14 protein-coding genes are annotated in these 13,555 nt (G+C 74.5%); 7 read left to right on the forward strand and 7 right to left on the reverse strand.

Annotated elements, in window-relative coordinates:
- Positions 1–71 precede the first annotated feature (71 nt).
- The 4 genes from PV343_RS31420 to PV343_RS31435 all read right to left on the reverse strand — a co-directional run bounded on the left by PV343_RS31420 (position 72) and on the right by PV343_RS31435 (position 3,252).
- Positions 72–752 (reverse strand): response regulator transcription factor, encoded by a 681-nt coding sequence (locus tag PV343_RS31420; RefSeq protein ID WP_319150434.1) that lies wholly within the window; start codon positions 750–752, stop codon positions 72–74.
- A complete protein-coding gene (locus tag PV343_RS31425; RefSeq protein ID WP_319150435.1) occupies positions 749–1,969 on the reverse strand; it encodes a sensor histidine kinase in 1,221 nt (406 codons plus the stop codon). The genes PV343_RS31420 and PV343_RS31425 overlap by 4 nt, the downstream gene beginning before the upstream one ends.
- A 178-nt stretch (positions 1,970–2,147) precedes the next feature.
- Positions 2,148–2,426: a PspA-associated protein PspAA gene (gene pspAA, locus PV343_RS31430; RefSeq protein ID WP_319150436.1), complete on the reverse strand. Its 279-nt coding sequence runs from the start codon at positions 2,424–2,426 to the stop codon at positions 2,148–2,150.
- Positions 2,427–2,460: 34 nt separating this feature from the next.
- Positions 2,461–3,252 (reverse strand): PspA/IM30 family protein, encoded by a 792-nt coding sequence (locus tag PV343_RS31435; protein WP_078614684.1) that lies wholly within the window; start codon positions 3,250–3,252, stop codon positions 2,461–2,463.
- A gap of 290 nt (positions 3,253–3,542) precedes the next feature.
- Between PV343_RS31435 and PV343_RS31440 the strand changes: the two genes are divergently transcribed.
- Together PV343_RS31440 and PV343_RS31445 are read left to right on the forward strand one after the other, a co-directional pair.
- The gene (locus PV343_RS31440; RefSeq protein ID WP_319150437.1) at positions 3,543–4,169 is read left to right on the forward strand and encodes a DUF3043 domain-containing protein; all 627 of its coding nucleotides are present in this window, start codon (positions 3,543–3,545) and stop codon (positions 4,167–4,169) included.
- A gap of 83 nt (positions 4,170–4,252) precedes the next feature.
- A complete protein-coding gene (locus PV343_RS31445) occupies positions 4,253–4,954 on the forward strand; it encodes a class I SAM-dependent methyltransferase (RefSeq protein WP_319150438.1) in 702 nt (233 codons plus the stop codon).
- A 102-nt stretch (positions 4,955–5,056) separates the two neighbouring features.
- Here PV343_RS31445 and PV343_RS31450 read toward each other — a convergent pair whose 3' ends face one another.
- Positions 5,057–5,269: a hypothetical protein gene (locus PV343_RS31450; protein WP_319150439.1), complete on the reverse strand. Its 213-nt coding sequence runs from the start codon at positions 5,267–5,269 to the stop codon at positions 5,057–5,059.
- 81 nt (positions 5,270–5,350) lie between these two features.
- Between PV343_RS31450 and PV343_RS31455 the strand changes: the two genes are divergently transcribed.
- Positions 5,351–6,553 (forward strand): bifunctional adenosylcobinamide kinase/adenosylcobinamide-phosphate guanylyltransferase, encoded by a 1,203-nt coding sequence (locus PV343_RS31455; protein ID WP_319150440.1) that lies wholly within the window; start codon positions 5,351–5,353, stop codon positions 6,551–6,553.
- A gap of 787 nt (positions 6,554–7,340) precedes the next feature.
- Here the strand turns inward: PV343_RS31455 and PV343_RS31460 are convergent.
- A complete protein-coding gene (locus tag PV343_RS31460; RefSeq protein ID WP_319150441.1) occupies positions 7,341–8,375 on the reverse strand; it encodes a class I SAM-dependent methyltransferase in 1,035 nt (344 codons plus the stop codon).
- 132 nt (positions 8,376–8,507) lie between these two features.
- On the opposite strand from PV343_RS31460, the gene cobT reads away from it, so the two are divergent.
- The 3 genes from cobT to PV343_RS31475 all read left to right on the forward strand — a co-directional run bounded on the left by cobT (position 8,508) and on the right by PV343_RS31475 (position 12,247).
- Positions 8,508–9,644 carry a nicotinate-nucleotide--dimethylbenzimidazole phosphoribosyltransferase gene (gene cobT, locus PV343_RS31465; RefSeq protein WP_319150442.1) on the forward strand — a complete coding sequence of 379 codons (1,137 nt, stop codon included), beginning with the start codon at positions 8,508–8,510 and terminating at the stop codon, positions 9,642–9,644.
- Between the two features lie 85 nt (positions 9,645–9,729).
- A complete protein-coding gene (locus PV343_RS31470) occupies positions 9,730–11,508 on the forward strand; it encodes a phosphatidylglycerol lysyltransferase domain-containing protein (protein ID WP_319150443.1) in 1,779 nt (592 codons plus the stop codon).
- Positions 11,509–11,518: 10 nt separating this feature from the next.
- Positions 11,519–12,247 (forward strand): hypothetical protein, encoded by a 729-nt coding sequence (locus PV343_RS31475; protein WP_319150444.1) that lies wholly within the window; start codon positions 11,519–11,521, stop codon positions 12,245–12,247.
- On the opposite strand, the gene PV343_RS31480 is transcribed toward PV343_RS31475, so the two are convergent.
- The gene (locus PV343_RS31480; RefSeq protein WP_319150445.1) at positions 12,187–12,951 is read right to left on the reverse strand and encodes a hypothetical protein; all 765 of its coding nucleotides are present in this window, start codon (positions 12,949–12,951) and stop codon (positions 12,187–12,189) included. The two genes, PV343_RS31475 and PV343_RS31480, sit on opposite strands and share 61 nt — an antisense overlap.
- Before the next feature lie 60 nt (positions 12,952–13,011).
- Between PV343_RS31480 and PV343_RS31485 the strand changes: the two genes are divergently transcribed.
- On the forward strand, positions 13,012–13,555 hold a 544-nt coding region (locus PV343_RS31485), incomplete at its 3' end, for an adenosylcobinamide-GDP ribazoletransferase (RefSeq protein ID WP_319150446.1).

Raw genomic sequence — 13,555 nt, forward strand, 5'->3', positions numbered from 1 at the left:
GCCGATGTGTAGGTCCCAGGTCCCGTTCCGTGCCGCGGCCCTACTCCGCGCGCAGTACGTGCGGGTGGAGGTCAGTCCGTCCTCGGACGTACCAGTCCCGACTCGTAGGCGATGACCACGAGCTGGGCCCGGTCGCGGGCGCCGAGCTTGGCCATGGCCCGGTTGACGTGCGTCTTCACCGTGAGCGGACTGACTTCGAGGCGTTCGGCGATCTCGTCGTTGGAGTGGCCGCCGGCCACCTGGACCAGCACCTCGCGCTCGCGGCCGGTGAGCGCGTCGAGGCGGTCGGAGCGGGCCGGGTCCCGGCCGTCGTCGCCGTCGCCCTGGGCGAGGAAGCGGGCGATCAGGCCCTTGGTGGCGACCGGGGAGAGCAGCGCGTCACCGCCCGCGGCGACCCGGATGGCGTTCAGCAGTTCCTCGGGCTCGCTGCCCTTGCCGAGGAAGCCCGAGGCGCCCGCGCGCAGGGCCTGGACGACGTAGTCGTCCACCTCGAAGGTGGTCAGGATGACCACGCGGACCCGGGCCAGGGAGGGGTCGGCGCTGATCAGCCGGGTGGCGGCGAGGCCGTCGGTGCCGGGCATCCGGATGTCCATGAGGACCACGTCGGCGCCGCTCTCCTGGGCCAGCCGGACCGCCTCGGCCCCGTCGGAGGCCTCCCCCACCACTTCCATGTCCGGCTCGGAGTCGACCAGCACCCGGAACGCGCTGCGCAGCAGTGCCTGGTCGTCGGCGAGCAGGACACGGATGGTCATGCGGGCTCCCCCGGTGCCGTCGTACGGGTCGTGACCGGCAGGATCGCATGGACGCGGAAACCGCCGCCGTAGCGGGGTCCGGTGGTCAGGGTGCCGCCCACCGCGGTGACCCGCTCCCGCATGCCGAGCAGTCCGTGCCCGCCGCCCGCACCGGGCTCGCCGCCGGCGCCCGTGCCGTCGTCCAGGACGGTGACCTCGATGTGCGGTCCGACGCGTACGACGCTGACCTCGGCCTTCGCGTCGGTGCCCGCGTGCTTGCGGACGTTGGTCAGGGCCTCCTGCACGATCCGGTAGGCGGCCAGATCGACGGCGGCGGGCAGCGCGGTGCCGTGGTCGGCGCGGGCCACCTCGACCGGAAGCCCGGCGCTGCGGAAGGTGCCCGCCAGGTCCTCGAGCCGGCTGAGGCCGGGGGCGGGCTCGGTGGGGGCCTCGGGGTCGCCGGACTGCCTCAGCAGGCCGACGGTGGCGCGCAGCTCGTTGAGCGCGGAGCGGCTGGCCTCGCGCACATGGGCGAGGGCCTCCTTGGCCTGGTCGGGCCGCCGGTCCATGACGTGGGCGGCGACTCCGGCCTGCACGTTGACCAGGGCGATGTGGTGGGCGACCACGTCGTGCAGGTCGCGGGCGATACGCAGCCGCTCCTCGGCGACCCGGCGGCGGGCCTCCTCCTCGCGGGTGCGCTCGGCCCGTTCGGCGCGCTCGCGCATGGCCCGGACGACCGCGCGGCGGCTGCGCACGGCGTCCCCGGCGGTGGCGCCGATCCCGGTCCAGGCGAGGACGCCCAGGTTCTCCTGGGCGTACCAGGGCAGCGGTCCGGCCAGCATGGCGGCGGCGGTCAGCACGGTCATGGTGAGCAGGCCGACGCGCCAGGTGGTGGTGCGGTCGGTGGTGGAGGCGACGGTGTAGAGGGCGATCACGGCGGACATGGCGACCGGGGCGCGCGGGTCGCCGGTGACGGACTCGATCACGGAGACGGCGCCGGTGACGGCCAGCACCGTCTTGGGCGCGCGGCGGCGGAAGACCAGCGCGGCGGCGCCGACGGTCATCAGGAACAGGCCGAAGGGGGCCGGGCTGCGTACGCCCCAGGTGACGCCGTTCGGCCCGCGGGGCACCACGAAGGACCCGGCCACCATGCACACGAGCACGCCCGCCGCGATGGCCGCGTCCAGCGCGAGGGGGTGCGCCTTGAGGCCGCACCGGGCGCGTTCGAGAGTGCTCACCCGCTGAACAGTACGGCGCCGGGCGAAGCGCCGGAACAGACCGAGGCACAGCTCACCCACGCCGGCCGGGGGCCCCACACCACCCGGCCCCGCCGGACCGGCCCGGCGGCCGGCCGGTCGTGGACTTTTGGGGCGCCGGCTCGGCCCGGAGTCCAGGACCCAGCCCGGGGGCGCCGGCTCAGCCCGGGATCAGGCCGTCGTCGCCGAGCAGTTCCCGGACCTCCTCCAGTTTCGCCTCGTCGGCCGGGAGGATCAGCTCCGAGGGTTCGAGGGCGTCGTCCGGGAGCGGGGTGCCGAGCCGGCGGACGGCGTCGAGGAGCGTGGAGAGCGTGCGGCGGAAGCCCGCCTCGTCGCCGTTCTCCACTTCCCTCAGCAGCTCGTCGTCCAGCTTGTTCAGCTCGGTGAAGTGGACGTCGTCCAGCTTCACCTGGCCCTCCCCCATGATCCTTACGATCACGTCGGCCTCCTCGGCTCGGGTCCCGGAACCCCGGTTACTGCTTGTCGAAGCGCGGGGTGTCCTGCGGCTGCTGCTGGGACTGCCCCTGCCCGGTGCCGCCCTCGATCGCCTGCTGCGAGGAGCCGCCGGCCAGTTCCGCCTTCATGCGCTGCAGTTCCAGCTCCACATCCGTACCACCGGAGAGCCGGTCCAGCTCGGCCTGGATGTCGTCCTTGGCCATGCCGGAGGGGTCGTCGAGGGCGCCGGAGGCGAGCAGCTCGTCGATGGCGCCGGCCCGGGCCTGGAGCTGGGCGGTCTTGTCCTCGGCGCGCTGGATGGCCAGCCCGACGTCGCCCATCTCCTCGGAGATGCCGGAGAACGCCTCGCCGATGCGGGTCTGGGCCTGGGCGGCGGTGTAGGTGGCCTTGATGGTCTCCTTCTTCGTCCGGAAGGCGTCCACCTTTGCCTGCAGGCGCTGGGCCGCGAGGGTGAGCTTCTCCTCCTCGCCCTGCAGGGTCGTGTGCTGCGTCTCCAGGTCGGTGACCTGCTGCTGGAGGGCGGCGCGCCGGGAGAGCGCCTCGCGGGCGAGGTCCTCGCGGCCGAGCGCGAGCGCCTTGCGGCCCTGGTCCTCCAGCTTGGAGGACTGCTGCTGCAACTGGTTGAGCTGGAGTTCCAGGCGCTTGCGGGAGGTCGCGACGTCGGCGACGCCCCGGCGCACCTTCTGCAGCAGCTCCAGCTGCTTCTGATACGAGTAATCGAGGGTCTCGCGCGGGTCCTCGGCCCGGTCAAGGGCCTTGTTCGCCTTCGCGCGGAAGATCATCCCCATACGCTTCATGACACCGCTCATGGGCTTCGCGCGCCCCCTTCTGACGGACTCCAGCTCACAGATCCTGCGACAGAACCCACAGTACGGGCCCTGACTCCATTACCGCACCGTTCGGGGACCGATGCGCTCATCCCCAAGGACGACTGCGGACGGCATCGCTCCGGCGTGAGGAGTAGGTGGGCCCCGGGTGGGCTCCCCCGCCCCTCCCGTGATCCCCCCGCCCAGCCGCCGGGTGAAGCGTCTGCAACGTCCCCTCTGTCCCCCTACAGACGTCCGGTGTTGCCGGATCGTTCCCCGGTCGGCTGGGGTCCATGCCGGTGGAGCCCGTACCCTTGGGTTTTGTGTTCCGTAGCCGTGCCAAGGAAGAGAAGGCCCCCGCCGACAAGGCGCCGGTGAACTTCTCCAAGCAGCCCCGTGACCCGCAGGCCCCCAAGGGCAGGCCCACGCCCAAGCGCAGTGAGGCCCAGTCCCAGCGCCGCAGCGTCGCCAACACGCCGACGACGCGCAAGGACGCCGCCAAGCGTCAGCGCGAGGATCGCCGCCAGGCGCTCGACCGGCAGCGCCAGGCCCTGGCGGGCGGCGACGAGCGGTACCTGCCGGTCCGGGACAAGGGCCCGGTCCGCAAGTTCGCCCGCGACTGGGTGGACTCCCGGTTCAACGTGGCGGAGTTCTTCCTGCCCATGGCCGTGGTGATCCTGGTCCTCAGCATCGTGCGGGTGCCCACCATCCAGGCCGTCGCGCTGTGGCTGTGGCTCGTGGTGATCGTGCTGATCGTGCTCGACGCGATCGTCAGCGGCTTCCGCCTGAAGAAGCGGCTGGCCGAGCGGTTCCCGGACCAGAACCGGCGCGGTGCCGTCGCCTACGGTCTGATGCGCTCGCTCCAGATGCGCCGGCTCCGGCTGCCGAAGCCGCAGGTCAAGCGCGGAGAGCGGCCCTGAGCGCTGAGGCTTTCACCGGGGGTGCGGCCGACGCCTGGCTGAGCAGGCTGGGCGGGCTGCGCGATGTCGTACGGCAGGAGCTGGTGGCCCGGCAGCTCGACGAGCAGATAGCCGGGCGGTTCCCGGTCGGGCAGCGGCTGCGGGTGCTCGACGTGGGGATGGGCCAGGGTACGCAGGCCCTGCGGCTGGCCCGGCTCGGTCACCAGGTGACCGGCGTGGAGCAGGACGCGACGATGATCGACGTCGCGCGCGAGGCGCTCGCCGGGGAGCCCGAGGGCATCCGTGAGCGGGTCCGGCTGGTGCAGGGCGACGGGCGGGACACCGGCGTGCACTTCCTGCCGGGCAGTTTCGACGTGGTGCTGTGCCACGGCGTCCTGATGTACGTGGAGGAGCCCGACCCGCTGGTGGCGGGGCTGGCCCGGATGCTCGCGCCGGGCGGGCTGCTCTCGCTGCTCGTGCGCAACGGCGACGCGCTCGCGATGCGGCCGGGCCTGTCCGGTGACTGGGCGGGCGCGCTGGCCGCCTTCGACACCACCGCCTACCGCAACCGGCTGGGCCTGGACGTCCGGGCCGATCGGCTGGCGGCGCTGACCGCCACCCTCGCCGGCATCGCCGCCCCGCTGCACGCCTGGTACGGAGTGCGGGTCTTCACCGACACGGCGGCGGACGACGCGGAGATCCCGGACGACCTCCAGGCGCTGCTCGCGGCCGAGGAGCGGGCCGGCCGGACGGACCCCTACCGGGGGACCGCGGCGCTGCTGCACCTGTGCGGCGTGCGCGGCTGAGCCCTGCCGGGCGGCGTGCGACTGAGTCCTGCCGGGCGGTGCGCGGTGAGGAGGGACGGCTCGGCGGACCCTCCTCACCCCCGTGAGAACACCCCGGAAGAGTTACGCGGCGTCGGCGTGCAGGCTCATCGGGCCGTAGATCTCGGTGCTCTCCTCGAACAGCCGCACCTGGTCGGCGCCGCCCTCGGCCAGCTCCTTCCAGTGCTCGCCGACCCAGGACTCGGCGTCGCCCTGGGTGGTGAACTCCTCCGGCTGCACCGCGGGCTGGACCTCCGTCCCGTCGGCCTTCTCGAACCGCCACGTCCATGCCGTCATGTGGGCCTCCTTGTGATCCAACACCTGCTGGCAGCCTAGCCGGAAGCGCAAGACGTGCTGCGACAGGTGAAAATCGGTTCCGTGGAAGTGACTCTGCTCGGTACCGGTACCCCCGCGGGGCTGCCCCGCCCCGACTGTCCCTGCGCGGTCTGCGCGACCGCCCTCGGGCCGGACGCGCGGGCGGCTACCGCGCTGCTGGTGGACGGCACCCTGCTGCTCGACCTGACGCCCGGGGCGGCCTTCGCCGCCGCCCGGTCGGGCCGTTCGCTGGGCGGGGTGCGCCAGGTGCTGCTGTCGCACCCGCACCACGGCCCCGCGGTGGAGGTGCCGGCCGGGCTGCCGCAGCCCGGCCGGGTGCCGGACGGGCAGGAGTTGGCGCTGCTGACGGGGCATCGGGTGCGGGCCCTGGCGATGGACGCGGGCGGCACCGGGTACGCGGTGACGGGGCCCGACGGGCAGCGGCTGCTGTACCTGCCGCCGGGCGGGGCGGCGGCCGGTCTGGAGGCGGCGACGGCGGAGTCGTACCACCTGGTCCTCGCCGACGTGGTGGGCCGCCCGGACGCGCTGGCCCGGCTGCGCTCGGCCGGGGCGGTCGGGCCGGCCACGGACGTCGTCGCCGTCCACCTCGACCACGACGTGCCGCAGGGCGCGGAGTTGCGGCGCCGGCTCGCGGCGGCCGGGGCGCGGGCGGTGCCGGACGGCACGACGCTGGTGGTCGGGGCGTACGAGGAGGTGCCGGACGTGCCGCGCCGCACGCTGGTGCTCGGCGGGGCCCGCTCGGGCAAGTCGGTGGAGGCGGAGCGGCGTCTCGAGGCGTTCCCCGAGGTGCAGTACGTCGCGACCGGCGGGGCGCGCGGCGGGGACACCGAGTGGGCGGCGCGGGTGGCCACGCACCGGGAGCGGCGGCCGGGTTCGTGGCGTACGACGGAGACGACCGACCTGGAGCCGCTGCTGGGCGAGGACGGGCCGCCGCTGCTGATCGACTGTCTGTCGCTGTGGCTGACGGACGCCATGGACGCGGTCGGGGCGTGGGACGACGCGGAGTGGGCCGCGGGCGGGGAGAAGGCGCTGCGCGAACGGGTGCGGGAGCTGACCGCCGCGGTGCGGGCGACCCGGCGGACGGTGGTGGCCGTGTCCAACGAGGTGGGCTCGGGCATCGTGCCGGCCACGGCCTCCGGCCGCCGCTACCGGGACGAACTCGGGCGGCTGAACGCGGCGTTCGCGGACGAGTGCGAGCAGGTGCTGCTGGTGGTGGCGGGACAGGCGCTGGTCCTGCGGGGCTGACGGGCCGTTGCTCGCGGGGCCGCGCCGCTCGGGGGCCGACGGACTTGGGCGGCGCGGGACGTTCGGGGGGCGAGGGGCTCGGGCAGCCCGGGACGTTCAGGGGTGCGAGGGGCTCGCGGTGCCCGGGACCTCCGGGGTGCTCGGCGCGCTCGGAGCACCGGCGTGCTCGGCGTGCCAGGAGCACCGGCGTGCTCGGGCACCGGGATGCTCGGCGTGCGCGTGGCGCCCGCGGGTCTCGGGACGTCCGGGTCTCTCGGGGCGCCCGTCGTGCTCGGGTGCCGGGATGCTCGGCGCGCGTGGCGCCCGCGGGTCTCGGGACGTCCGGGTTTCCCGGGGCGCCCGTCGTGCTCGGCGTGCTCGGGTGCCGGGATGCTCGGCGCGCGTGGCGCCCGCGGGTCTCGGGACGTCCGGGTCTCTCGGGGCGCCCGTCGTGCTCGGCGTGCTCGGGTGCCGGGATGCTCGGCGCGCGTGGCGCCCGCCGGCCTCGGGACGTCCGGGTCTCTCGGGGCGCCCATCGTGCTCGGCGTGCTCGGGTACCGGGATGCTCCGCCTGCGCGTGGCGCCCGCCGGCCTCGGGACGTCCGGGTCTCTCGGGGCGCCCATCGTGCTCGGCGTGCTCGGGTACCGGGATGCTCGGCGCGCGTGGCGCCCGCCGGCCTCGGGACGTCCGGGTCTCTCGGGGCGCCCATCGTGCTCGGCGTGCTCGGCGTGTTCGGCGTGCGGGGTGTTCGGGGGCGCCTCCGGGGCTGCGTCGGGTCGCGGTACCCGGCCTGACCGCCCGGAGGGCTTACGGCACCGGCTGCCGTGCGGACGGCGGGGCCGGCGCGGGGCCGGGGGCGGTGCCGGGGCCCTTGCGGGCCACGACCCGGTAGGCGTTGGAGAAGCGGGTGCGGCGCAGCAGGGGTGCCAGGGTGTGGTCGGCGATGGCGGCCACGTCCAGCACCGGGGCCGCCAGCGCGCGCAGGAACGGGTGGACGGTGGCGAGCGCCAGGGCGACGGCCGCCGCCAGGTCGTAGGGGACGTGCGGCGCCCGCCGGTCGGTGACGAGGATCGCGCAGCCCTGGGACTCCAGTTCCGCGCGGAGGTTGGCCAGCGGCATCAGGTGGAGGTGGCGTGGCTGGCCGTAGGGCAGCCACCACTTGCCGAGGAGGGTCGCGAACACGCAGCGCGGGTCGGGGAGTTCGACGACGAGGTGGCCGCCGGGCCGCAGGACGGCGAGGGCGGCGCGGAGTTCGGCACGGGGGTCGGGAGCGTGGGCCAGGTGGTCGAACATGCTGACCACGTCGTAGCGGCAGCGCAGCCGGGCCGCCGTGCCCGGGGTGGTCAGATAGCCGCGGTGGGCCTCCTCGACCCGCCCCTCCAGCAGGGCCTGTTCCACCCGGGCCGTCGGGTCGAGGCCGTCGAAGCTGGTGTAGGGGAAGAACTCCCGGGCCGCCTCGGGGAAGTGAGCGTGTCCCGTGCCCACGTCCAGCCAGCTCTCCGGCTCGGGCAGCGCCGAGAGCTTGTGGGCGGTGGCGCGGTGCCGGCGGTGGGCCGCCTGGGCGGAGACGACGCGCGCGGCGAACTCCTCCAGGTGTCTTTCGTAGAAGTCCCGGTGGTAGAAGGCGAGTCCCTCGGCCGTGAGCCGGGGGTTCTGGAAGGCGTGGCCGCAGTCGGAGCAGGCGTCGAGGGCGAAGGTGCCCGGGCGGTGCCGCAGCGGGTCGGGGGCGCGCAGCCGGGTCCGCAGCCGGGGGGATCCGCACCAGGGGCAGTCGGTGCGGCGGGGCTCCTGGAAGGGGTCGGTGGCTTCGGTGACCCGCGGGGTGAGGGGCAAGGGCTGCATGGCGGCTCCCTAAGCGACATTCCGCTGCAAACCGGAACGTAGGGGATACCGATCTTGGGTGCAACGACGTCGTGATCCTGAGGTGCCGGTGTGGCGCCGGGGCGTTCGTTCGCTGGCGGTACTGTTCGGCGAATGAGCAGCCTTAATCTGGACGACTTCACCGATCTGATCGAGCGCCCGGACGGGGGCGTGCGCCGGGACGCCGAGGCCCGCCGGGAGCGCCGGATCGTGCCGCCCGGGTCGCTCGGGCGCCTGGACGAGCTGGGCGAGTGGCTGGCCGCCGCGCAGGGCGCCGTACCGGTGCGGCCGGTCGAACGGCCGCGGGTGGTCCTGTTCGCCGGTGACCACGGTATCGCGGGGGCCGGTGTCTCAGCGCGGCCCGCGGGCGGCGCGCAGGCGCTGGTGCGGGCGGTGCTGGAGGGCGCCAGCCCGGTGGCCGTGCTCGCACGCCGCCTCGATGTGCCGGTGCGGGTGGTGGACGTGGCCGTGGACTGCCCGCCGGAGGCGTTCCCGGCGGAGGTCGTGCGGCACCGGGTGCGGCGCGGCAGCGGCCGGATCGACGTCGAGGACGCGCTCACCGAGGACGAGGCCGAGGCCGCGTTCCGGGCGGGCGTGGCGGTCGCGGACGAGGAGGCCGACTCGGGCACGGACCTGGTGGTGCTCGGCGATGTGAGCGTGGGCGGGACCACGGCGGCCGCGGTGCTGGTGGCCGCGCTGTGCGGGACCGACGCCTCGGTGGTGACCGGGCGGGGCGGGCTGCCCATCGACGACCTGGCGTGGATGCGCAAGTGCGCGGCGATCCGGGACGCGCTGCGCCGGGCGCGGCCCGTGCTCGGGGACCAGTTGCAGCTGCTGGCGACGGTGGGCGGCGCCGATCTCGCCGCGATGACCGGGTTCCTGCTGCAGTGCGCGGTCAGGAAGCTGCCGGTGATCCTGGACGGTGTGGTGGCCGCAGCGTGCGCGCTGGTCGCCCAGCGGGTCGCCTTCCGGGCGCCGGACTGGTGGCTGGCCGGGCACGACAGCGGGGAGCCGGGGCAGGCCAAGGCGCTGGACCGGATGGCCCTGGAGCCGCTGCTGGAGCAGGGCGTGAAGGTCGGCGAGGGGGTGGGCGCGCTGCTGGCGCTGCCCCTGGTGCGCAGCGCGGCCGCGCTGGCCGCCGAGCTGCCCGAGCGGCAGGACGAGCAGGCCGAGAAGGACGAGAAGGACGACGAGCCCTCGGCGGAACACCCGGAGGAGACGCCGGAGACGCGGGACGCGGCCGGCGAGTAGAGCGGCCCGGCCGAACCGGAGTGCGCACACCACGGCAGCCGGAAAAGAATGGTTCGCCGGGGCAGCCCCCATATGATCCTTCACCATGGGAGATGCCCGAATTGCGGTGGAACAGCAAGCCGAGCCGGCGCGGCGGTCGAACGGGGTCTCCCGCCGGGCCGCCGCCCTCGCCGTCTGGTACCTGCGGGCCGTCGCCTTCGTCAACTTCCTGAGCGCGGTGTGGGTGTCGCTGGGCCAGGACGTGCGCCGGCACAACCAGGAGAACTACTTCACGCCGTACCTGCTCACGGCCGGTTTCGCCTCGGGTGTGTTCACCGCCTTCCTGGCCATCACCATGCGCCGGCGCAAGCGGGCCGCGTGGATCCTGAACCTGGTGCTGAGCGGTTCGTTCCTGGCCCTGTTCGCCTTCGCCATGGCGTTCCCGGAGATCCGGCGGAACGCGCAGAACTGGGTCTCCCTGGCGCTGACGGCCGCCTTCGTGGTGGCCCTGCTGACCGGGCGCCGGGAGTTCTACGCCAAGGGCGACCGGTCCAACCCGCGGCTGGCCGCCACCGTGGCCGCCGCCGGCGGGCTCGCCGCCTCGCTGCTCGCCGGGCTCCTGATCACGGTCACCAACCAGGCGCCGGACGCGGCCCGTTCGACGTTCGCCGAGCGCTGGCACTACGGCACGCTGCGGCTGGTGTCGGTGGCCGCCGAGGAGTCCCGGTTCCCCGGCATCGACCCGCCCAACTGGGCCAACGTGGCCGTCAACGTGATCAGCACGGCCCTCGTCCTCGCCGTCTTCTACGCCGCGTTCCGCTCCCGGCGCGCCGTCGACCCGCTCACCGAGGACGACGAGAAGGGGCTGCGGGCGCTGCTGGAGCGGCACGGGGAGCGGGACTCGCTCGGCTACTTCGCGCTGCGCCGGGAGAAGAGCGTGGTGTGGTCGCCGACCGGCAAGGCGGCGGTCGTCTACCGGGTGGTCGGCGGGGTGAGCCTCGCCTCCGGCGACCCGCTCGGCGACCCGGAGGCCTGGCCGGGGGCGATCGCGCCGTGGCTGGCCGAGGCGCGGGCGCACGGGTGGATCCCGGCGGTGATGGGGGCCGGCGAGGAGGCCGGGACGGTGTACGCGCGGCACGGCCTCGACGCGCTGGAACTCGGTGACGAGGCGATCGTCGAGGTGGCCGAGTTCACCCTGGAGGGACGGGCCATGCGGACCGTCCGGCAGGCCTGCAACCGGGTCAGGAGGGCCGGGTACCACGTGCGGGTCCGGCGGCACGAGGACATCCCGGCGGACGAGATGGCGTACCTCGTCGAACGTGCGGACGACTGGCGGGACGGGGCGACCGAGCGCGGGTTCAGCATGGCGCTCGGGCGGCTCGCCGACCCCGGTGACGGCCGGTGCGTGATGCTGGAGTGCACGGACGCCGAGGGCGAACTGCGCGCCCTGCTCTCCTTCGTGCCGTGGGGTCCGCACGGACTGTCCCTCGACCTCATGCGCCGGGACCGGGACTCCGACAACGGCCTGATGGAGTTCATGGTCATCGAACTGCTGCGGCGGGCCGGGGAGATCGGGATCACCCAGGTCTCGCTGAACTTCGCGATGTTCCGCTCGGTCTTCGAGCGCGGCGCGCGGCTCGGCGCCGGACCGGTGCTGAGGCTGTGGCGGTCGCTGCTCAGCTTCTTCTCACGGTGGTGGCAGATCGAGTCGCTGTACCGCGCCAACGCCAAGTACCGCCCCATCTGGGAGCCCCGGTTCCTGCTCTTCGAGAAGAGCGCGGACCTGCTGCGCATCGGCCTGGCGTCGGCCCGCGCCGAGGGGTTCCTGGAGGCGCCGGGGCTGCCGAAGTGGCTGCACCGCCGGCACCTGGACACGCACCGGTGAGGGCCCCGCGATGAGAGCGCCCGGCCGCTGGGCCCGTGCCGAGTGGGGGCTGCTGTACGTCACCGTGCGCGAGCCGCTGCGGAAACGGCGGCTGCGGGCGGTCCCGATGACCGCCGGGGCGGTCTGCCTGACCGCGCTCCTGCAGTACGTGCAGAACCAGGCGTGGGGCTACCGGTTCGTGCAGAACGTCGGGGCGGTGCGGGTCGAGGACCCGCTGTGGCTGGCGGTCCTGCGCACTCCCTTCTCGCTGTACGTCCCTGCGCTGGACCTGCCGGTGTGGGGCGCGCTCGCGCAGGTCCTGTTCGTGTTCGGGATCGCCGAGATCTGTCTGGGCTGGTGGCGGACGCTGGCCATCGCCTACACCGCCACGCTCGCCGGGACGCTGTACGCACGGGTGGGCATCGCGTTCGGCCCGCACCTCCCCTTCGGCCTGCCCGGCTCGGACGCGCGGGTGGTGGACACCGGTCCGTCGGCGGCGGTGGTGGGACTCGCGGTGTTCGTGGCCTGGCGCTACGGCGCCCAGGTGACGGCGGCCGCGGTGACGCTGGCGATAGTGCTCGAGGTCCTGCTGAAGGAGAACCTGGCCGGCAAGGAGCACCTGGCCGCCCTGCTGGGCGTGGGCGTGCTGTGCCTGGCCGCGGCGGGACGGAACCGGTACGGCCGCCGGCCGCCGGCCTGTCAGTGGCGGTCGGGCAGCCGGACCGGGCGCGGATCGGGTTTGCCGCCGATCCAGTCCTGAAGGACCCGGCGGGGCCCGGCCCAGCGGCGGTCGTGACGGTAGGCGCGCAGGACGGCCCTGGCCCGGGCGCGGGGGCGGCGGCCGTAGAAGCGGCGGGCCCACGGGGAGCCGGGGCGGGCCAGGCGGATCGCGCCGACGAGCGCGACCACGGGCACGACCGCCCCGAAGATCGCGACCCGGGTCTTGCCCTTGCTCAGGGAGACCAGCGAGAAGACGAAGTTCAGGGCGATGTTGGAGATGACCGTCCCGCGGTCCGCGAGTTCCTGCTGGGACAGGTCGTTCACGCCGAACGGCACGAAGCCGGCCAGCAGCAGGCCGACCAGGGCCGCCGTGAGGACGACGACCTCGACGCTCTTGCGGCCCTCCTCGCTCCAGTAGACGTCGTCCAGATGCAGGATCAGCGCGAACTCGTCGAGCACCAGGCCCGCGCCCATGCCGAAGACGACGGCGAAGAGGACCGCGCCCGCGCCGTGCCGGGCGCTGGCGACGGCGCCGAAGCCGCCGACGACGGTCAGCAGCACCCCGGGGACCACGTGGTGGATGTGCAGCCCGCCCGCCTTCACGTTGCCGAAGGGGCCCTTGCCGGCCCGGATCAGCCGGGTGATCACCCGGGTGACGACGAAGGTGAGAACGAAGGCGGTCAGGGCCAGCAGGAGGGGGAGTTTGCCCGGCTCCACGACGTTCCGCTCCCACCAGTGCCCCATGTGCGCACTTTATCCTCGGCCGCGGTGGGGGGCCCGGCGACCGCCGGGTAACCTGCGCCGGTGCTCACGTCCTCGCCCACAGACGGTCTCCGCTTCGCCTTCGGCACGCTCTCCGTGCTGCCCGTCCGGGTGCGCCGGTGGGACCGGGAGGCGGCGCGCGGCGGCATGCTGTGCGCCCCGGTGGTGGGCCTCGTCGTGGGCGGCTGCGCGGCGCTGCCCGGGCTGCTGCTGCTCTTCCTGGGCGCGGGACCGCTGCTCGCCGCCGTCGCCTCGGTCGCCGTACCGGCCGCGCTGACGCGGGGGCTGCACCTGGACGGGCTCGCCGACACGGCCGACGGGCTGGGCAGCGGCAAACCCGCCGACGAGGCGCTGCGGATCATGAAGCAGTCGGACATCGGCCCGTTCGGGGTGCTCACCCTGGTGCTGGTGCTGCTCGCCCAGGTCGCCGTGCTGGCACAGCTCTACCAGGACTCCTGGCCGCGGGGCGGGCTCGCGGCGCTGACCTCGGCGGTCGCGGCGCGGCTCGCGCTCACCCTGGCGGCGCGCACCGGGGTGCCCGCCGCCCGTCCGGAGGGGCTGGGCGCGGCGGTCGCCGGGGTGGTGC

Origin of the sequence: Streptomyces sp. WI03-4A, assembly GCF_033792105.1 — a bacterium.
GTDB lineage: Bacteria > Actinomycetota > Actinomycetes > Streptomycetales > Streptomycetaceae > Streptomyces > Streptomyces collinus_A.